Raw genomic sequence first — 20,017 nt, 5'->3', positions numbered from 1 at the left:
CGGACATCTGTTGGGGCGCCGCCGGGGAAAGGCGGCGCCCCAACTGTTTCAAAGGGAGAGTTCAATGCCTCTCGATTTGTCTTCGACCTTGCTGTTTCTCGGCCGCCTGCTGCTCGGCGGCGCTTTCGTCTTCGCCGGCCTGCGCAACATCCAGCACGCGGCCTTCCTGACCGAGTTGATGGCCGCGCGGCGCCCCGCGGGCGCTGTAGATCGGCATTGTCCTGCAGATGATAGCCGGCGCGCTGGTGATGGCCGGCCTCTGGACGGTAATCGCCTGCGCGGTGCTGGTGCTGTTCCTGATCGTCGCCACGCCGATGTTCCACAATTTCAGGGATCATCAGGGTCCAGACCGCGCAGCGCGCATCAACGGCCTCGTCGGCAATGTCCCTCTGAGCGGAGGTTTTTGACGCTGATCGCGCAGTCGCTGTGGGGGATCGCTATTTTGGATGGGATGGCCCTCACAATACTAAGCTGCCCCCTTCGTCGACGCTGCGATCGACGCAGCCCAGCTGGTGCCGATGATGTCTTTGTCGCTGGAACGAAATGGCTTCAAAGTCTCGATCATCTGCAGCAGGTTGGCCCTTCTGTTGGACCGATTTCTGGGAGTAGGCAATGAGGCTGCATAGCCCTCTACTTCCTCGAATGTGCAAATATCAACGTTCTTGTAGACGAGCTCTCCGTGTTCATTAGGCACCCGAATCTGGGGGGAGACGTTAAAATTTCCCCACATTGTGAGCTGGGTTGTACCCACACTTGCAGGGCCTCTCTCGCGAGCGCGCGAGAGTTCTCTTGCGAGAGCCATCCTCACAAGATCTGCTCTCGCTTCAAGCACAGCCTCGGGGTGTTCCTTGAGCACCGCAGCAACGACAGTGTCTGAAGAAGCTCCGGGGTTTCCCAATTCATTAGCTTTAGCGATGAGTAAGTTGCGTACCTTTGCCAGCGCTTGCCGACGAGCCATTTGATGTCCTCATGTCGCGAATCAGAACGAAGGCTTAGGCTTAGCGCGACAATTAGCCGCGTCAATCGCCAAAACAATTATCAACAGCATGCGGAGACATGCGGGCAGATGGTGACAATTCTACTTTTTCGATCGATTGGCTGGCGAGCGAGGCTGTCGGGAGCCATCGGAGGCAAGGACTTTTGTTCCCATCAATAGGCCGATCGTTGCAGCTTGATCCCGATCTGGCCTTACGCCATTCTTCCTCAGAAAAGACGAATAAAGGTTCGGCCCGTGCCAAGCGTCCAATGCTGCCGCCTCGGCCATGAGGCATTCCGTAGAAACCTCGGCCCGGGCTTTGGTAGGAAAGAGCTCAATCACATTGTATCGAAAGTACATGCCGTCCTGTGCGCTATTCCGATAATGCACTGAATACGCTTACATAAATTAGTTAACGCTCCGCTAACTGTGCCCTGTCGAGGCCGAGCAGCAACGCCGTGGCTTAGCGGCGGTCCTCTAACACTGGCCGCGTCATTTATTCAAGCCGCGAACCGCAGTCCGCCATCGCAGGTCAGCACCTGGCCGGTCATGAAGCTGTTGGAGACGAGGAAGGCTATCGCCGAGGCGACGTCCTCGGCACGGCCGATGCGGCCGACCGGCGTTTTCCCCGCATATTCGGCAAAGACCGCCTGCCGCTGCTCAACCGGTAGAAAATCCCACCACGGCGTGTCGATGACGCCGGGCGCAACCACGTTGACGCGCAGCGGCTTTAGTTCCACCGCCAGGATCGGCGCGACGGTCAGCAGCATGCCGTTGATGGCGCCGATGCCGGCGACGCCCGGCATCGCGACCTGGGCCGACACCGCCGAAATGAATGTGACCGATCCCGATTTGTTCAGCGTCGGCAGGGCTGCCTGCAGGCAGGAGAGTTGCGGGCGCACTTTTTCGTCGACGCCCCCGGCGATGTCTGCAAGGTCGAGGGTCTCGAATGGACCGAGGCCCTTGCCGCCGCTGGCCGCCAGAACGAGATGGTCGAACGGGCCGAGGCGCTCGAAGAACTGGCGTACGTCATCCGGCTTCGAAGCGTCGAAGGCGGCCTTGTCGGCAGCGCCGCCAAGGCTCTTCCAGGCGCTGACGAGCTTGTCCTGGTTGCGCCCGGTGATGGTCACCTTCATGCCCGGGCCGAGCAGTTTGCGCGCTGTCGCCAGGCCGATGCCGGACGAGCCGCCGATGATGACTGTGTGTTCGGTTCTGTCGGTCATGACTGTTCTTCCTTCGATTTTGGCGAAGCCAACCCGACGAGGTCGAGGCTCCGGCTGCGCAATTGCTGTCTTGCCCTGGCGTCGTAGGCCTGGGCGTGGGCGCGGGATTCGCGCAGGCCGTCGAAATAGAGGCCGCTGCGCCCTTCGAGCGCGGATGAGGTGGCGAGGTTCAAGATAGCTTCGGCGCCGGTTTCGACGGAGCTCCACGGCGTCACGCCCGCCTGTCGGACCATGGTGGTGTTCATGTAGCTCGCCGGATGCAGTGCGTTGACGGTGACGCCGCTGCCTTCCAACTGCTCGGCCAGATCGACGGTGAACAGGATCTGCGCCAGCTTGCTCTGGCAGTAGGCGCGCACCCCGCTATAGCCGCGGGTCAGCATGACATCGTCGAAATCGATCGGCTGCTGGCCGGCGGACGCGACATTGACGATGCGTGCCGGGGCGCTCGCCTTCAGCAGCGGCAGAAGCTCCGAGGTCAGCAGGAAGCCGGCGAGATAATTGACGGCAAAGCGCAACTCGTAGCCATCGGCGCTTGTCTGTCGCTTGTCGCCAGCAGTGCCGACGCCGGCATTGTTGATGAGGATGTCGAGGCGGGTTGTGCAGCCGCGCACGGCCTCGGCGAGGCGTCTTACCTCCGCCAGCGAAGCGAGATCGGCCGCGAGAAACTCGGCCTTGCCGCCGGCGGCTTCGATGTCGGCGATAACGGCCTTGCCACGGGTTGCATCGCGGCCATGCACCAGCACCCGTGCTCCGGCGGCACCCAGCCTTTGCGCCAAGACCCGGCCGACGCCGTCGGTCGAGCCAGTGATGAGGATGGTCTTGTCTTTCAATTCCATGTTCGGAGCCTCCTGTTGTTGCCCTGAACGCAAGATGGGGCGCTTCGCCCATGTCAAACAGTTCAAACTTTATCCTGGTATCAATACTGCTATAATGGCCGGCGTGAACGCTCCCGCTGCCTCCACCCGATCAGCCGACGAGAGCCGCCGGCGCGAGCTCGGCGCCTTCCTGCGTTCGCGCCGGGAAAGGCTAACGCCGTCGGCCACCGGCATCACGACAGGTCCGCGACGGCGCACGCCGGGTCTGCGGCGCGAGGAAGTGGCGATGATCGCTGGTGTCGGCACCACCTGGTACACCTGGCTCGAACAGGGCAGGGATGTGCGGCCCTCGGTGGAAGTGCTGGCGGCGCTCTGCGAGGCGCTTCGCCTCGACGCCGTCGAGAAGCGGCATCTGTTCATCCTGGCCGGCCGCCAGCAGCCGGAGTGTCGTGTGGCGGCGCCGGAAAAGGTCGACGCCACGCTGTTGCATATGCTGCAAAGCCTGGTGCTGCAGCCCGCCTATGTCGTCGGCCGGCGTTGGGACGTTCTTGCCTGGAACGAAGCGGCCGTGGCGGTGTTCGGCGACTACGGCCTGCTGGAGGGCGATAGCAGAAATATCGTCCACATGGTGTTCACCAACCCGCACCACCGCCGCCTGCTGGTCGACTGGGAAGAACTCGCCCGCGTGGTGCTCGCCTCGTTTCGTGCCGAAAGCGCCAAATATGTCGGCGATCCGGATTTCGAACGGCTGATCGCGCTGATGATGAACTCAAGTCCCGAGTTCCGTGACTGGTGGCCCCGGCGCGACGTGGCGCGAAAACTAACCGGCGTGAAGCACATCCGGCATCCCAAGGCTGGCTTGATGGCTTTCGAGCATATGAGCCTGTCGATCGACGACGGCTCGGACATGCGGCTGATCGTCTACACGCCCCTCGCCGAGCAGAACTCGATCGCCAAGCTGCAGCAATTGCTCGACGCGATGCCGGCCGAACGACGCAGCGCGTGAGACCCCTCAGCTTCGTCGTCCTCGGGTCTGCGCTGCGTCGCCACGCTCCTTGCTCCGCCCGTGGATGACGAAATAATGAGCGCCTCCGCTAGCCTCCACGGTCAGCAAGAACCAAACAACCGGTGGGTCGGCCGCTAGCCGTTTGGCTTCAGCCCATCGAGGAACAATTGCTCCAGGAATCGGGCAGCGTCCTCGAAGCGGCCGTCGCCGCCGCGGTTCGACCCCAGAACGGCGCGGACCTGGACGTCGAAATCGGCATAGTGCTGCGTCGTTGCCCAGATCGCGAAGATCAGGTGCCAGGGATCGGTCCGGGCGATCTTGCCGGCGCGCATCCAGCCCTTGATGACGGCGGCCTTCTCGTCGACCAACGTCTTCAACTCGCCCGCCAACAGCGGCATGATGCGCGGCGCTCCCTGCAGGATCTCGTTGGCGAACAGCCGGCTCTCGCGCGGAAAGTCGCGGGCCATTTCCAGCTTGCGCCTGATGTAGCTCCTGAGTTCGGTCATCGGATCGCCGATGTCGTCGAGTTCCCTGAGCGGCGCCAGCCAGGTTTCGAGCAGCCGTTCCATCAATGTCTCGTGAATGTCCTCCTTGCGGCGGAAATAGTAGAGCAGGTTCGGCTTCGACATGCCGGCGGCTTCGGCGATCTGGTCGATGGTCGAACCTCGGAAGCCGTTGGTGGAAAACACTTCGAGCGCGGCCTCCAGAATCAGTTCGCGCTTTTCCACCTGGATGCGGGTGCGGCGAGGGGCTTGCGTGCTCGTGGTCACCGTTGCGGACCCTCGCATCGACGGTCATCTGGACCAATTCTCTGGACCAGTTTTTCTCCAACCTGTGGAACGCACTTCAGGAGCCGCATTTCCGCTAGTAATCCATTGACCGCCGACATGGCGGTGCTAACGTTTGTCCAATCGGTCAAAATTTGCGTAGCATGAAAGCGCGGCAAAGACCAAGCGTTGGGCGCAGCGAAACAGGTTACAAGGGGAAGTTTTGGTCATGTCCAACCGGCTGAAAGTCACGCCGAACGATCTCAGCGCATTCTGGATGCCGTTCACGGCAAACCGGCAGTTCAAGCAGGCGCCGCGCATGTTCGTGTCCGCCAAGGACATGCATTACACGACCAGCGACGGCCGCAAGGTGCTGGACGGCACCGCCGGCCTGTGGTGCGTCAACGCCGGCCATTGCCGTCCGAAGATCACCGAGGCGATCCAGCACCAGGCCGCCGAACTCGACTACGCCCCGGCCTTCCAGATGGGCCATCCGATCGTGTTCGAGCTGGCCAACCGCCTGGTCGACCTCGCGCCCAAGGGCATGGACCATGTGTTCTTCACCAATTCCGGTTCGGAATCGGTCGAGACGGCGTTGAAGATGGCGATCGCCTATCACCGCGTGAAGGGAGAGGGCTCACGCACCCGGCTCATCGGCCGCGAGCGCGGCTATCACGGCGTCAATTTCGGCGGCATCTCGGTTGGCGGCATCGTCACCAACCGCAAGATGTTCGGCACGCTGCTGGGCGGCGTCGACCACATGCCGCACACGCATCTGCCGGAGAAGAACGCTTTTTCGAAAGGCGTGCCGGAGCACGGCGCGGAACTCGCAAACGAGCTGGAGCGGATCGTCGCCCTGCATGACGCCTCGACCATCGCGGCCGTCATCGTCGAGCCGGTCGCCGGTTCCACCGGCGTTATCCTGCCGCCGAAGGGCTATCTCGAGAAGCTGCGCGAAATCTGCACCAAGCACGGCATCCTGCTGATCTTCGACGAGGTCATCACCGGTTTCGGCCGCCTTGGCGCGCCGTTCGCCGCCGACTATTTCGGCGTCACGCCCGACATCATGACCACCGCCAAGGGTGTCTCCAACGGCGTCATCCCGATGGGTGCCGTGTTCGTGAAGAAGGAAATCCACGACGCCTTCATGACTGGCCCCGAGCACATGATCGAGTTCTTCCATGGCTACACCTATTCGGGTAATCCGATCGCTTGTGCGGCCGCACTCGGCACGCTCGACACCTACAAGGAAGAGGGCTTGCTCACCCGTGGCGAGGAACTGGCACCTTATTGGGAGGATGCGCTGCATTCGCTGAAGGGCGAGCCGCATGTCATCGACATCAGGAACATCGGCTTGATCGGCGCGATCGAGCTCGCGCCTATCGCCGGCAGCCCGACCAAGCGTGCGTTCTCGGCTTTCGTCAAAGCCTTCGAGCGCGGCGCGCTGATCCGCACCACCGGCGACATCATCGCACTGTCGCCGCCGCTCATCATCACCAAGGGCCAGATCAACGAACTGATCGACCATGTGCGGGAAGTACTGCGGTCGATCGACTAGACTTGCCTTTACTGGGTAGGTGGCGATGGGAACCGCCACCCGCTCAGAACATGAAATGGAAGGACTTTGAATGGCCGCACCCGGCGAAAATCTGCGAATCAATTCAGACCGTTTGTGGGATTCCATCATGGAGATGGCGAAGATCGGCCCGGGCATTGCCGGCGGCAACAATCGCCAGACCGTGACCGACGAGGACGGCGAGGGCAGGCACCTGTTCAAGCGCTGGTGCGATGCCGCCGGGCTCGAAATGGGCGTCGACGAGATGGGCACCATGTTTGCCCGCCGCGAAGGCACCGACCCCAGCCTGCCGCCGGTCTATGTCGGCAGCCATCTCGATACGCAGCCGACCGGCGGTAAGTATGACGGCGTTCTCGGCGTCCTCGGCGGCCTGGAGATCGTGCGCTCGCTCAACGATCTCGACATCAAGACGAAGCACCCGATTGTCGTCACCAACTGGACCAACGAGGAAGGCGCACGCTTCGCCCCGGCGATGATGGCGTCCGGCGTGTTCGCCGGCGTGCTCGACCAGGCCGATGTCTACGAGCATACGGACAAGAACGGCAAGAAATTCGGCGAGGAACTGGAGCGCATCGGCTGGAAGGGCGCCGAGAAGGTCGGCGACCGCAAGATTCACGCCTTCTTCGAACTGCATATCGAGCAGGGCCCGATCCTCGAGGACGAAGATATCGACATCGGTGTCGTCACCCACGGCCAGGGGCTGAAATGGCTGCAGGTGACGCTGACCGGCAAGGAGGCGCATACCGGCTCGACGCCGATGCCGAAGCGCCGCAATGCCGGCCTCGGCATGGCCCGGGTGATCGAACTGGTGCACGAGATCGCCATGGACTACCAGCCCGACGCCGTCGGCGCGGTCGGCCACATGGAAGTCTATCCCAATTCGCGCAACATCATCGCCGGCCGCACCGTCTTCACCATAGACATCCGCTCACCGGAGAAGGAAGTGCTCGATGCCATGGATGGCCGCATCCGCGAAGGCATCGACACGATCTGCGACGCGCTCGACATCCGATACGAGATCGAGCAGGTCGGTCATTTTGATCCGGTCACCTTCGACAAGGGCTGCGTCAAGGCGATCCGCGACGCCGCAGAGCGGCTTGGTTACACGCACCGCAATATCGTCTCCGGCGCCGGCCACGACGCCTGCTGGATCAACCGCGTCGCGCCGACCGCGATGGTGATGTGCCCTTGCGTGGATGGGTTAAGCCACAACGAGGCGGAAGAGATCACCAAGGAATGGGCCGCGGCCGGCGCCGACGTTCTGTTCCACGCGGTGGTGGAGACGGCCGTCATCGTGGAGTGAATTTAGAGATTTACCTTCAACGCCGCTCACCAAGAAGCGCGAAGAGAAGAACAAGGGAACAGCAAAATGACCAAAGTCATCAAGAACGGCACCGTCGTCACCGCCGACCGCACCTGGAAGGCCGACGTGCTGATGCAGCACGGCAAGATCGTCGCCATCGGCTCGGACCTGCATGGCGACCATGAGTACGACGCCACCGGTTGCTATGTCATGCCAGGCGGCATCGATCCGCATACCCATCTTGAAATGCCCTTCATGGGCACTTACTCAGCCGACGATTTCGAATCCGGCACGCGTGCGGCCCTGGCCGGCGGCACGACGATGGTGGTCGATTTCTGCCTCCCGTCCCCGCAGCAATCGCTGCTCGAAGCCTTGCAGATGTGGGACAACAAGACCTCCAAGGCCTCATGCGACTATTCCTTCCACATGGCGATCACCTGGTGGGGCAAGCAGGTGTTCGACGAGATGGCCACCGTCGTCGACAAGGGCATCACCTCGTTCAAGCACTTCATGGCCTACAAGGGCGCGCTGATGGTGGACGACGACGAGATGTACGCGTCGTTCCAGCGCTGCGCCGATCTCGGCGCACTGCCGCTGGTGCACGCCGAGAATGGCGACGTGGTCGCCGCCCTGTCGCAGAAGCTGCTCGCCGCCGGCAACAATGGCCCCGAAGGACATGCGTATTCGCGCCCACCGGAAGTGGAGGGCGAGGCAACCAACCGCGCCATCATGATCGCCGACATGGCCGGTGTGCCGCTCTATGTCGTGCACGTCTCCTGTGAGCAGAGCCACGAGGCGATCCGGCGGGCGCGCCAGAAAGGCATGCGGGTGTACGGCGAGCCGCTGATCCAGCACCTGACGCTGGACGAGAGCGAGTATTTCGACAAGGACTGGGATCACGCGGCGCGCCGCGTGATGAGCCCGCCCTTCCGCAACAAGCTGCATCAGGATTCTCTGTGGGCGGGCCTGCAAGCCGGATCGCTGCAGGTGGTGGCGACCGACCATTGCGCCTTCACCACCGAGCAGAAGCGTTTCGGCGTCGGCAATTTCACCAAGATTCCCAACGGCACGGGGGGCCTCGAGGACCGGCTGCCGGTGCTATGGACCAAGGGCGTCAACACCGGGCGGCTGACGATGAACGAGTTCGTCGCGGTGACATCTACCAACATCGCCAAGATCCTCAACATGTATCCAAAAAAGGGCGCTATCGTCGAAGGTGCCGATGCCGACATCATCGTCTGGGATCCGAAGCGCAAGAAAACGATTTCTTCGAAGAAGCAGCAGTCTGTCATCGACTACAACGTGTTCGAAGGCGTCGAGGTGACGGGCTTGCCGCGCTTCGTCTTCTCGCGAGGCGAGTTGTCGATCGACGAAGCCGAGGTGAAGGCAAAGCCCGGTCATGGTGAGTTCGTCGGCCGCGAGCCGAACGCCGCGGTCAACCGGGCGCTGTCGACCTGGAAAGAGATCACCGCGCCGCGCAAGGTCGAGCGGACCGGCATTCCGGCGACCGGGGTTTGACGGTGAGGCGCGCGGGGTTCTATCTCACCGCCGTTCTTGTTCTGGCTGCCGGCTCCGCCTCGGCGGCCGGCATCGACCTGTCCAAGCCCTATGGCAATAAGACCGGCTGCATCAACAAGAATGGTCAGAAGGTCTATGCCGAGGACATGCTGCTGCTTACCGATACCGACTTCATCACCATCGCCAGCGCCTGTACCTTCATTGAAAAGCAGGTACAGGCCGACGGTTCGCTGGTGGCGAAGGCGCAATGCCAGGCGGAAGGCGAGGAAGGCCAGTCGACGATCCAGTTCACCATCAAGCGCAGCGCCAAGAACGCCAAGAAGCTGGTGATTGCCGACGAGGACGGTACCGTCTACGGGGAAGTGTCACGGTGCCGATGACGGCCAGCGTCCCTCGTTCGAGGATATCAAGCGACCAATGCATCCAGTTCCGGCAACAGGACGACGCTTTCCTGTTCGTTGGGGTCGGTGCGGGCGATGACGGCCGACGAGGGGGCGTTGCTCAGATTGGCCGGCAGATGCGGCACGCCGGCCGGAATGTAGAAGAGGTCACCGGCCTTGACGACGATGTGATGCTCCAGCCTGTCGCCATACCAGGTATGGACCTCCCCGGAGAGCACGTAGATCGCCGTTTCATGGTTCTCATGCAGATGCGCCTTGGCGCGGGCGCCGGGCGGCATGGTCAGCACATGCATGCAGATGCCGGAAGAGCCGACCGACTCGGTGGCGATGCCTGCGAAATAGGTTAGACCCTGCTTGCCTTCATAAGTGCTTTCAGGGCGGATAAGATGACAAGTGGGTTTAGGCGACATCGGGGAACTCCGGGCGTCGATTGAGTGGGACAAGCTCAGCAGGGCTGGGGCCAATGGGACGGGTCGAATGGAAAACAACATCGCGATAAAAGCAATCGGAATCGGGACGGCGCCGCGGGAACAGGCAGGCCGCAACCGATGACGGGAACTTCGCCAGCCGTCGTTTCGGCAAGCAAGCTCGGGCTCACCTTCCAGACCAATGACGGGCCGGTGCAGGCGCTGTCCAATGTCGACCTGACCATCGGCAAGGGGGAGTTCGTCTCCTTCATCGGGCCGTCGGGCTGCGGCAAGACCACTTTGCTGCGCGTCATCGCCGATCTGGAGAAGCCGACCTCGGGGGCGATTTCGGTCAACGGCATGACAGCTGAACAGGCGCGCGAGAAACGCGCCTATGGCTATGTCTTCCAGGCCGCCGCCCTGTTTCCCTGGCGCACCATCGAGCGCAATGTCGCGCTGCCGCTGGAGATCATGGGCCTGTCCAGGGCCGAGCAGGCGGAGCGCATCAAGCGCACGCTCGACCTCGTCAATCTCAGCGGCTTCGAGAAGAAATATCCCTGGCAGCTTTCCGGGGGCATGCAGCAGCGCGCCTCGATCGCCCGTGCGCTCGCCTTCGACGCCGACCTCCTGTTGATGGACGAGCCGTTCGGCGCGCTGGACGAGATTGTTCGCGACCACCTCAACGAGCAATTGCTGGAACTGTGGGGACGGACGAACAAGACCATCTGCTTCGTCACCCACTCCATCCCGGAGGCGGTCTATCTGTCGACACGCATCGTCGTCATGTCGCCACGTCCGGGCCGGGTCAGCGATGTCATTGAATCGACGCTGCCGAAAGAGCGGCCGCTCGGCATCCGCGAGACGCCGGAGTTCCTGGCGATCGCCGCACGGGTGCGGGACGGGTTGAGGGCAGGGCATAGCTATGATGATTGAGGTGGGTGACAAGCGCACGGCGTACTGCGCCTTCGTCATCCTAGGGCGGAGCAGGCGCGTAGCAGCCTGCGCAGACCCTAGGATCCATGCCGCGACATCGGCCGAGGGTCGTAAGCAGCTGAGAATACCGGCCAAACAGAGTGGGGCGCAGGGCGCCGTATTCCGCACCGCTGCGGAGCGGAAATGTAACGGCATGGATCCTAGGGTCTGCGCCGCGTCGCTTCGCTCCTTGCTCCGCCCTAGGATGACGAAGGCGCATGTGACGAAGGCGTGTGATCCGCGAGACTTCGCCCATGGATAGCTTCCGCTCCAAGCTCGTTCCCGTAACCTCCATCCTTCTGGGCGTGGTCGTGCTCTGGTATATATTCGCCGTCTTCCTCAACGCGCCCTTCCAGCGCGATCTCGACCGGCGGGCCAACGAAACCTCGACGTTCAGCGAACTCATCGGCAAGACGTTGTCGCAGCCGAAGCCGACGCTGCCGGCGCCACATCAGGTGGCGGTGAATTTCTTCGAGAATACGTTTCTGCGGCCCATCAATTCGAACCGCAGTCTTGTCTACAACGCCTGGGTGACGCTGTCCTCGACGCTGCTCGGCTTTGCCTTCGGCACCGCGCTGGGCATCGTCATTGCGGTGGGCATCGTCCATGTGGCGACGCTCGACCGCAGCCTGATGCCGTGGATCATCGCCTCGCAGACCATTCCGATCCTGGCGGTGGCGCCGATGATCATCGTCGTGCTGGCGGCGGTCGGCATCACCGGCTTGGTCCCGAAGGCGATGATCTCGACCTACCTTTCGTTCTTTCCGGTAACGGTCGGCATGGTGAAGGGGCTGCGCTCGCCCGAGATCATGCATCTCGACCTGATGCACACCTACAATGCCAGCCAGGCCCAGACCTTCTGGAAGCTGCGCGTGCCGGCCTCGGTGCCGTTCCTGTTCACCTCGATGAAGGTTGCGGTGGCGGCAAGCCTTGTCGGCGCCATCGTCGGCGAACTGCCGACGGGTGCTGTCGCCGGCATCGGCGCCAAGCTGTTGGCCGGCGCCTATTACAGCCAGTCCATCGACATCTGGTCGGCGCTGGTCGCCGGTTCGATCGTGGCGGCGCTGCTTGTGATGGTGGTTGGCATCGCCGGCCGCCTCGTCGACCGCGCCATGGGCGGGAGGCCGGCATGAACCGGCTGAAACCTTCCTGGCAAGCGGCGTTGGCGATCCTGGCGTGCCTGATCGCCGTTGCGCTCGGAGCGATCGCAGCGCCAAAAGTTGATCCGCTGGCGCAGCCTGCGGGGACGTTGATCTATCCCTATGCCGCGACGAGCTGGCTGATCTTCGGCGCGCTGCTTCTCGGCGCTTTGATCCCGATGGCCAAAGTGCCGCCCATGGCCGAAGCTGTCGTGCTTTTCATCGGTGCGCATCTGGCGGCCTGGCTGCTCATCGGGGGCATTGCCGGCTTCGAAGGTCTGGCGCGGGCGCCATATTTCCTGCTGCTCGCGGCCGCCTGGCTGCTTGGCTGGCGTTGTGTCGCGGTCTTGTCTGGACTGCGCCCGACGGACGGCTCGACGAGGACCGCTTTGCGTCTGATCATTCCGGCGATCTTCGGTGCCTGGATCCTGATCATCTGGGAGGCGGTAACGCGTGGCGCCGGCATTCCTTTCATCCTGTTGCCGCCGCCGAGCGCCATCGGCGCGCGCATCGCCGGTTCGCTGCCGATCCTCGGCGCCGATGTCCGGCAGACTATCTTCAAGGCAGTTCTTTTCGGCTATGTCGTGGGCAGCGGTGCGGGCTTCGTCACCGCTGTTCTCGCCGACCGCGTGGCGTTCCTGCGGCGCGGGCTCTTGCCGATCGGCAATATGGTCTCGGCGCTGCCGATCATCGGCGTGGCGCCGATCATGGTCATGTGGTTCGGTTTCGACTGGCAGTCCAAGGCGGCTGTCGTCATCATCATGACCTTCTTCCCGATGCTGGTGAACACGGTCGCCGGGCTCGCCGCGTCCGGCCATATGGAGCGCGATCTGATGCGCACCTATGCGTCTGGCTATTGGCCGACGCTCATCAAGCTGCGGCTGCCGGCGGCAGCGCCTTTCATCTTCAACGCGCTGAAGATCAACTCGACGCTGGCACTGATCGGCGCCATCGTCGCCGAGTTCTTCGGCACGCCGGTCGTCGGTATGGGCTTCCGCATTTCGACCGAGGTCGGGCGGATGAACATCGACATGGTCTGGGCCGAAATCGCAGTTGCAGCACTTGCGGGTTCGGTCTTTTATGGCGTGGTCGCCCTTGTCGAAAGGGCCGTCACGTTTTGGCATCCCTCTGTCCGTGGTGGATAGGGGCGGTGGGTTCAGGGCACTAACTTCAGAGGGTAAAAAAATGAAAAGACTTATTATTCCAGTTCTGGCCGGCGCGATGTCGCTGGCCGCGTTCCAGGCAATGGCCGCCGACAAGGTGACCTTGCAGCTGAAATGGGTCACGCAGGCGCAGTTTGCCGGCTACTATGTCGCCAAGGCGAAGGGTTTCTATGACGCTGAGGGCCTCGACGTCGAGATCAAGCCGGGCGGTCCCGACATCGCCCCCGAGCAGGTGATCGCCGGCGGCGGCGCCGATGTCATCGTCGACTGGATGGGCGGCGCGCTCGCCGCGCGCGAAAAGGGCGTGCCGCTGGTCAACATTGCCCAGCCGTTCAAGAAGGCCGGCATGGAGCTGGTCTGCCCGAAGGACGGCCCGATCAAGAGCGAAGCCGATTTCAAGGGTCATACGCTGGGCGTCTGGTTCTTCGGCAATGAATATCCGTTCTACGCCTGGATGAACAAGCTAGGCCTCAAGACCGATGGCGGTCCCGATGGCGTCACCGTTCTCAAGCAGAGTTTCGATGTGCAGCCGCTGATCCAGAAGCAGGCGGACTGCATCTCGGTCATGACCTACAATGAGTACTGGCAGCTGATCGACGCCGGCTACAAGCCCGAACAACTCACTGTCTTCAACTACTCGGCCATGGGCAACGACCTGCTCGAGGACGGCCTCTATGCCTCGGAAGACAAGCTCAAGGATCCGGCCTTCGAGGACAAGATGGTGCGTTTCGTGCGCGCTTCGATGAAGGGCTGGAAATACGCCATCGACAACAATGACGAGGCGGCAGGCATCGTCATGGACGGCGGCGGCCAGGACGAAAACCACCAGAAGCGGATGATGAGCGAAGTCGCCAAGCTGATCGACAACGCCGACGGCAAGCTCGACCCGGCGACCTACGAGCGCACCGCCAAAGCGCTGCTCGACCAGAAGATCATCACCAAGGAGCCGAAAGGCGCCTATACCACCGCCATCACCGACAAGGCGGTCAAATAAGCCTCGCAGGCGCAATCAACTGCGCCTGCGAGCGGTTCGACGGCTGACACCAAAAAGGGGCGGGCGACCGCCCCTTTTCCATTCGCTCCGATCACAAAACCGTGTGCGGGGATACATTGTGCCAACCAGCCGTTGCATTGAAGCATGCGCGCGGCGGGGAGCCGCGACGCATAGCTTCAATCGGAGGTTCTTCATGCGCGCACACTCCTTCCTGCCGGCGCTATCGGCGCTCGCCATTTCCACCGCTTTCCTGTTCGCATCACCGGCCATGGCCGAGATGGTAAAATACAAGGCGACCCTGGATGGCGGCCAGCAGAGCCCAGCCGTCACAACCAAGGGCAAGGGGACGGCCACTCTCACCTTCGACACCACGAAGAAGAAGCTCAGCTGGAACGTGAAGTATTCCGGCCTCAGCGGCCCGGCGTCGGCCGCGCATATCCACGGCCCGGCGGCAATGGGTGAAAACGCGGATCCCGTGATCCCGTTCAAAGGCAAGCTCAAGAGCCCGATCAAGGGGTCGGCGACGCTGACGGATGCGCAGGCCGCCGACCTGGAGGCCGGCAAATATTATGTCAACGTACACACGGCGGCCCACAAGGACGGCGAGATCCGCGGTCAGATCGAAAAGGCGATGTAGGGGCCGAAGGCCGGCGGGACAGAGGGAGGCGCCAGGGAACTCGCCTGGCGGCTCTCAAGCCTTGTCGCGTATCTGCGTCATCGTCCGGGTCGGCGTTATCGCTTCGGGATCGAGCCTGATCTCGACGATCGCCGGCTTGCCGCTGGTTCGCGCGCGCTCGAAGGCAGGCGCGAAATCAGCTGTTTTCTCCACCGTCTCGCCATGGCCGCCATAGGCGCGGGCAAGCGCTGCAAAATCGGGGTTCTTCAGATCGGTGCCGACGACACGACCGGGATATTCGCGCTCCTGATGCATGCGGATGGTGCCGTAAATGCCGTTGTTGACGACGATCACCACGATCGGCAGGTCGTACTGCACAGCAGTGGCGAATTCCTGCCCGTTCATCAGGAAGCAGCCGTCGCCGGCGAAGGCGACCACGGTGCGCTCCGGATAAAGCGCCTTGGCCGCGACCGCCGCCGGCGTGCCGTAACCCATCGAGCCCGACGTCGGCGCGGCTTGCGTGCCGAAGCGGCGGGAGCGGTGGAAGCGATGAACCCAGGTCGCATAATTGCCGGCGCCATTGGTCAGGATGGCATCGTCGGGCAACACCTTTTCCAGATAGTCCATGATCGGACCCATCTGGACCGCGCCGGGGCCGGTCTGTGGTGGCGTCGACCATTCGAGATAGGCCGCGTGATGCCTAGGCGTCTCGGCCGCCCATGATGGCGTTCCGGCGGGCTTGCGCTTGGCGAAACCCTCGACGAAAGCCGCTGGCGAGGCGTTGATCGCCAGCGTCGGGCGGTAGACCCGGCCGAGTTCGCCGGCATCGGCATGGACATGCACCAGTGCCTGGTCGGGATAGGGGCTCTTCAGCAACGTGTAATCCGAAGATGGCATCTCGCCCATGCGGCCGCCGATCAAGAGAACGACGTCGGCCTGCTTGATGGCCGCCGCTAGCTTCGGATTGATGCCGATGCCGACATCGCCGGCATAGTTTGGATTAAGATGGTCGAACAGCATCTGGCGGCGGAATGAACAGCCGACAGGAAGCGACCAGACCTCGGCGATCTCATGTATCCGCGCCACGGCATCCGCGTTCCAGCGCGTGCCGCCCAGGATGACGAAGGGACGCTTCGCGCCGGCAAGCAGCATTTCCAGTGCGTCGAGTTCGGCCTCCCCGGGATAGGTCTCGACGGGCGTGTGCGGAAGTGCTTCCGGCGCTTCGACCATGCTGGTCAGCATATCCTCCGGCAGCGAGATGACGACCGGGCCGGGACGGCCCGACGTCGCCACGGCGAAAGCGCGGGTGACGAATTCAGGGATGCGCGAGGCGTCGTCGATCTCGACCACCCATTTGGCGATGTCGCCGAAGAACCTGACGTAATCAACCTCCTGAAAAGCCTCCCGCTCCTTGGCGTGGCTGGCGACCTGGCCGATGAACAGGATGAGGGGAACCGAATCCTGCATGGCGATGTGGATGCCGGCCGAAGCGTTGGTGGCGCCAGGGCCGCGGGTGACGAAGCAGATTCCGGGCTTGCCGGTCAGCCGGCCCTGACAGTCGGCCATCATGGCAGCACCGCCTTCCTGGCGGCAGACGATGGTGCGGATCGAGGAATCATGCAGCGCGTCAAGCACCGCAAGGTAGGATTCGCCCGGCACGCAGAAGATACGGTCTGTGCCGTTGGCTTCGAGGGCGTCGACGATCAGTTGTCCACCGGTCTTCATTTCCCAGACTTCTCCAGTTCGGCAAGGATTTCGTCAGTGTGCTCGCCAAGGCGCGGCGAGGGGCGCTCATAGGTGAGCGGTGTGCCCGACATCACCATCGGCGCGCGCACCGACGGCAGGCGGTTGCCGTGGCCGTCGTCGAGGTCGAGCCGCATGCCGCGGGCAATGGTCTGCGGATCGGCGAACATCTGGCCAATCGTATTGATCGGACTTGCCGGCACGCCCGCGGCTTCGAGCTTCGCCAGCAGCGGATCGCGATCCCAGGTCTTAAGCGCCTCGATGATGTGTGCGCGAAGGTCTACGCGGTTGGCGACGCGGGCCGGATTGGTGGTGAAATCGGGATTGGCCGGCAAATCGTCCAGCCCGACCGCGGCGCAGAATTTGGCGAACTGGCCGTCATTGCCGACAGCCAGGATGATGTGGCCATCCCTGACCGGAAGCACTTCGTACGGGGCAATGTTCATATGCGCATTGCCCATCTGCACCGGCGACTTGCCGGAGACGAGATAGTTGAGGTTCTGGTTGCCAAGCGCCGAGATCTGAGTGTCGAACAGCGCCATGTCGATGTGCTGGCCTTCGCCGGTCTGTTCGGCATGGCGAAGCGCGGCCTGGATGGCGATGACCGAATAGAGGCCGGTGAAGATATCCGAGATGGCGACGCCGGCCTTCTGCGGCTCGCGGCCGGCCTCGCCGGTGATCGACATCATGCCGGCCATGGCCTGGATGATGAAGTCGTAGCCCGCGCGGGGCGCATAAGGCCCATCCTGACCAAAGCCGGTGATGGAGCAGTAGACCAGGCGAGGGTTGATCGTCTTCAGGCTGCCGTAGTCGAGCCTGTATTTCTTCAGGCCGCCGAGTTTGAAGTTCTCGATCAGCACATCCGCCGTCGCGACCAGCCGGCGCACCGTCTCGGCGCCTTCCGGCGTCGAGAAGTCGATGGCGATGGAACGCTTGCCGCGATTGCAGGAATGGTAATAGGCGGCCGACAGGTTCTCGCCGTCATGGCTCATGACGAAGGGCGGTCCCCATTTGCGAGTGTCGTCGCCGCCATCGGGGCTCTCGACCTTGATGACATCGGCGCCGAGATCGGCAAGCAACTGCCCGGCCCAGGGCCCGGCAAGAATGCGGGCGAGTTCGACGACGCGGACGCCTTTCAGCGGGGGTTCAGCCATAAATCACCGTGTTTGCCGCAATCATCCTGATTGCTGCGAAAGCAGAGCCTCTATCAAGCCCGGCAGCGGCTGTCACGGTCCTTGCAATGGGCCAACTCGTCACTCGTTCAAGACAGTGTCCGCCCAGTTGGCGAAATCGTCCATGATGGTGTCGCGGTTCACCTCGTTCAGGCTTTCGTGGCGGGTTTCGGCGTAAACCTTTGAAACCAGATTCGAAAAGCCCATCCTGCGCATGCGACTGGCGAGATGGGTGATGCCCTTCCCGTAGTCCGAGGCAGGGTCTTTTTCGCCGCCGACGATGGCGACGGGGATGTCGCGGCGAACGGCGGCAAAGCCTGCATCCTTGCCGCCGTTCAGCGCAAAGGCGACCACATCGCGCCACATCGAGATGGAGGCATCCCAGCCGCAGAGCGGATCAGCGATATATTTCCCTACCTCCGCCTCGTCGCGCGACAGCCAGTCGAACAAGGTGCGATGGTTGGGCACCGCCTTGCCCCAGGCCTGGAAGGTAAGTTTCGGCAGCAGGCGCGACGGGACATCGGAGCCCAGCCGCATCCGTTCCCAGGCAAGGATACCGAGCGCCACCTGGCCGAGCAGGCCTTGCGAGAAATTGCCGTTCCAGATCGCGGCGGCATGGATGCGTTGCGAGTGGTGTAACAGGTAGCTCAACGCCACGGAGGCGCCCATCGAGTGGCCGAAAAGGATCACCGGCAGGTCAGGCCGCTCGCGGGCGATGAGATCGTGGATGGAGTCGATATCGGCGATCACCTTGGCCGGGCCGTCCTTGTCGGCGAATCTGCCGAGCGGCGCGTCGGGCGCCTTGGTCGCTCCATGGCCACGGTGGTCATGGACATAGACATGGAAGCCCCGGGCGGCGAGGAAACCGGCGAAGCGGTCGTAGCGCGCGGCGTGTTCGGCCAGGCCATGATTGATCTGGACCACCGCGCGCGGAGAGCTGTCGGCCTGCCGGACGAACAGATTGAGGTCGGCGCCGGTCGGCGAGCGAACCACGCGCTGCTGGCTGAATGGCATGCCGGCCGGTCTCTCCCTGGTTCCGCCCTCGTGATGTCCAAACTGTGTGCGCCGGTGCCAGATTTGCGTCAATCCGGCCTGCGGGCTTTTCCGCGACGATCTTTCTTGCCACGAGCCCGCAAAATATCGCAATTCTGACATGGAGACAGCTTCAGTCTGTCGCCACTTTCCAGCAGGGGATTCTCCATGCGCATTGCTGTTGTTCTCGGATTGGCCTTGCTGGCGGGATCGCTGGCGGGCGCGGCGCATGCCGACGTCAAGATGCGCGGCACCTTCGTGGCCGACGCTGCCTGTCCGGCGACGCAGGCGATCAAGAACGGCAAGAACCCCGGCAATGTCTCGACGGATGCGGGCAAGACCTACCAATTGCTGGCCGGCAACAAGGACGCTCCGACCCATTACCTCATCCTGGTGCCGGGCGCCGATCCCGAGCGCCGCTGGGTGAAGGTCAGCTGCGGCCATCTCTCGGGCAGCAGTGCCGCGACCGTGCCGGCGGCACCGGGCGGGCAAGGCAAGCCCGCGCCCTCGGGGAAACCCGAATACGTTTTCGCGTTGAGCTGGCAGCCGGCCTTCTGCGAGACCAAGTCGAACAAGACCGAATGCAAGGCGCAAAACCCTAGTGAGTTCGATGCCACCAACTTCACGCTGCACGGTCTGTGGCCGCAGCCGAACGGCAATTTCTATTGCCAGGCTTCGGCCAGCGACAAGGCCAATGACAATCCGGCTCACTGGCAGGACCTGCCACCGGTCAACCTCGATGCCGACACCCGCACCGAGCTCGACAAGGTGATGCCCGGCACGGCCTCGAAGCTGGAACGGCATGAATGGATCAAGCACGGCACCTGCTACGGCAAAAGTCAGCAGGAGTATTTTTCCGACGCCCTTCATTTGATGCGTGAGGTCAACAGCTCGCCGGTGCGCGACCTCTTCGCCAAAAATATCGGCGGCAAGCTGACCGCGGATCAGATCCGCAGCGCCTTCGACCAGGCCTTCGGCGCAGGGGCGGGGGACAGGGTGCGGGTGTCCTGCCTTATCGATCCGTCGAGTGGCCGGCGGCTGATCGGCGAACTGACGCTCGGCCTTGCCGGTCCGATCGGCCCGAACAGTTCGCTCAAGGACCTGCTGCTGGCCTCGGTGCCGACCAACAAGGCCGGTTGCCCGACCGGGACGGTCGATCCGATCGGCTTCCAGTAAGTGCGGGATCGCCGCTTC

18 protein-coding genes and 1 pseudogene are annotated in these 20,017 nt (G+C 62.9%); 12 read left to right on the top strand and 7 right to left on the bottom strand.

Features of this window, described 5'->3' with window-relative positions:
* Positions 1-64: 64 nt before the first annotated feature.
* Positions 65-427: pseudogene (locus tag FJ960_RS25245) on the top strand (DoxX family protein); the annotation flags it as partial.
* Positions 428-1,476: 1,049 nt separating this feature from the next.
* Here the strand turns inward: FJ960_RS25245 and FJ960_RS25240 are convergent.
* Both FJ960_RS25240 and FJ960_RS25235 read right to left on the bottom strand, forming a co-directional pair.
* A complete protein-coding gene (locus FJ960_RS25240; RefSeq protein WP_140717626.1) occupies positions 1,477-2,199 on the bottom strand; it encodes an SDR family oxidoreductase in 723 nt (240 codons plus the stop codon).
* Positions 2,196-3,035: an SDR family NAD(P)-dependent oxidoreductase gene (locus tag FJ960_RS25235; protein WP_140717624.1), complete on the bottom strand. Its 840-nt coding sequence runs from the start codon at positions 3,033-3,035 to the stop codon at positions 2,196-2,198. The genes FJ960_RS25240 and FJ960_RS25235 overlap by 4 nt, the downstream gene beginning before the upstream one ends.
* A gap of 103 nt (positions 3,036-3,138) precedes the next feature.
* On the opposite strand from FJ960_RS25235, the gene FJ960_RS25230 reads away from it, so the two are divergent.
* Positions 3,139-4,020, top strand: coding sequence for a helix-turn-helix transcriptional regulator (locus FJ960_RS25230; RefSeq protein WP_181174315.1), 882 nt, complete (start codon positions 3,139-3,141; stop codon positions 4,018-4,020).
* Between the two features lie 134 nt (positions 4,021-4,154).
* On the opposite strand, the gene FJ960_RS25225 is transcribed toward FJ960_RS25230, so the two are convergent.
* Positions 4,155-4,790, bottom strand: coding sequence for a TetR family transcriptional regulator C-terminal domain-containing protein (locus FJ960_RS25225; RefSeq protein ID WP_140502355.1), 636 nt, complete (start codon positions 4,788-4,790; stop codon positions 4,155-4,157).
* 226 nt (positions 4,791-5,016) lie between these two features.
* Here FJ960_RS25225 and FJ960_RS25220 point away from each other — a divergent pair, with 226 nt between their 5' ends.
* The 4 genes from FJ960_RS25220 to FJ960_RS25205 all read left to right on the top strand — a co-directional run bounded on the left by FJ960_RS25220 (position 5,017) and on the right by FJ960_RS25205 (position 9,564).
* The gene (locus FJ960_RS25220; protein ID WP_140502356.1) at positions 5,017-6,345 is read left to right on the top strand and encodes an aspartate aminotransferase family protein; all 1,329 of its coding nucleotides are present in this window, start codon (positions 5,017-5,019) and stop codon (positions 6,343-6,345) included.
* 70 nt (positions 6,346-6,415) lie between these two features.
* A complete protein-coding gene (locus tag FJ960_RS25215; RefSeq protein WP_027141596.1) occupies positions 6,416-7,666 on the top strand; it encodes a Zn-dependent hydrolase in 1,251 nt (416 codons plus the stop codon).
* A 66-nt stretch (positions 7,667-7,732) separates the two neighbouring features.
* A complete protein-coding gene (gene hydA / locus FJ960_RS25210) occupies positions 7,733-9,184 on the top strand; it encodes a dihydropyrimidinase (RefSeq protein ID WP_140717620.1) in 1,452 nt (483 codons plus the stop codon).
* A gap of 2 nt (positions 9,185-9,186) precedes the next feature.
* The gene (locus tag FJ960_RS25205; protein WP_181174314.1) at positions 9,187-9,564 is read left to right on the top strand and encodes a hypothetical protein; all 378 of its coding nucleotides are present in this window, start codon (positions 9,187-9,189) and stop codon (positions 9,562-9,564) included.
* A 26-nt stretch (positions 9,565-9,590) separates the two neighbouring features.
* On the opposite strand, the gene FJ960_RS25200 is transcribed toward FJ960_RS25205, so the two are convergent.
* Entirely contained in the window at positions 9,591-9,995 is a 405-nt protein-coding gene (locus tag FJ960_RS25200) for a cupin domain-containing protein (RefSeq protein WP_015317160.1), read from the bottom strand.
* 138 nt (positions 9,996-10,133) lie between these two features.
* Here FJ960_RS25200 and FJ960_RS25195 point away from each other — a divergent pair, with 138 nt between their 5' ends.
* The 5 genes from FJ960_RS25195 to FJ960_RS25175 all read left to right on the top strand — a co-directional run bounded on the left by FJ960_RS25195 (position 10,134) and on the right by FJ960_RS25175 (position 14,897).
* A complete protein-coding gene (locus FJ960_RS25195) occupies positions 10,134-10,925 on the top strand; it encodes an ABC transporter ATP-binding protein (RefSeq protein WP_140502361.1) in 792 nt (263 codons plus the stop codon).
* A gap of 293 nt (positions 10,926-11,218) precedes the next feature.
* Positions 11,219-12,097 carry an ABC transporter permease gene (locus FJ960_RS25190; protein ID WP_140717618.1) on the top strand — a complete coding sequence of 293 codons (879 nt, stop codon included), beginning with the start codon at positions 11,219-11,221 and terminating at the stop codon, positions 12,095-12,097.
* On the top strand, positions 12,094-13,248 hold the full coding sequence (locus FJ960_RS25185; protein ID WP_140717616.1) for an ABC transporter permease: 1,155 nt from the start codon (positions 12,094-12,096) through the stop codon (positions 13,246-13,248). The genes FJ960_RS25190 and FJ960_RS25185 overlap by 4 nt, the downstream gene beginning before the upstream one ends.
* A gap of 40 nt (positions 13,249-13,288) precedes the next feature.
* The gene (locus FJ960_RS25180) at positions 13,289-14,260 is read left to right on the top strand and encodes an ABC transporter substrate-binding protein (RefSeq protein WP_140502365.1); all 972 of its coding nucleotides are present in this window, start codon (positions 13,289-13,291) and stop codon (positions 14,258-14,260) included.
* Positions 14,261-14,453: 193 nt separating this feature from the next.
* A complete protein-coding gene (locus tag FJ960_RS25175) occupies positions 14,454-14,897 on the top strand; it encodes a CHRD domain-containing protein (RefSeq protein WP_140502367.1) in 444 nt (147 codons plus the stop codon).
* 54 nt (positions 14,898-14,951) lie between these two features.
* Here the strand turns inward: FJ960_RS25175 and FJ960_RS25170 are convergent, their stop codons facing one another.
* The 3 genes from FJ960_RS25170 to FJ960_RS25160 form a co-directional block, all read right to left on the bottom strand.
* Positions 14,952-16,601, bottom strand: coding sequence for a thiamine pyrophosphate-binding protein (locus FJ960_RS25170; RefSeq protein WP_140717614.1), 1,650 nt, complete (start codon positions 16,599-16,601; stop codon positions 14,952-14,954).
* A complete protein-coding gene (locus FJ960_RS25165) occupies positions 16,598-17,773 on the bottom strand; it encodes a CaiB/BaiF CoA-transferase family protein (RefSeq protein WP_140717612.1) in 1,176 nt (391 codons plus the stop codon). The genes FJ960_RS25170 and FJ960_RS25165 overlap by 4 nt, the downstream gene beginning before the upstream one ends.
* 99 nt (positions 17,774-17,872) lie before the next feature.
* Positions 17,873-18,805, bottom strand: coding sequence for an alpha/beta hydrolase (locus FJ960_RS25160; RefSeq protein ID WP_140717610.1), 933 nt, complete (start codon positions 18,803-18,805; stop codon positions 17,873-17,875).
* A 186-nt stretch (positions 18,806-18,991) separates the two neighbouring features.
* Here FJ960_RS25160 and FJ960_RS25155 point away from each other — a divergent pair, with 186 nt between their 5' ends.
* Complete coding sequence (locus tag FJ960_RS25155) at positions 18,992-19,999, top strand: ribonuclease (RefSeq protein WP_140717608.1); 1,008 nt, start codon at positions 18,992-18,994, stop codon at positions 19,997-19,999.
* Positions 20,000-20,017: the final 18 nt, after the last annotated feature.

This window comes from Mesorhizobium sp. B2-3-11 (assembly GCF_006442215.1).
Classification (GTDB): domain Bacteria; phylum Pseudomonadota; class Alphaproteobacteria; order Rhizobiales; family Rhizobiaceae; genus Mesorhizobium; species Mesorhizobium salmacidum.
This window is presented reverse-complemented; position numbering and strand designations above follow the sequence as displayed.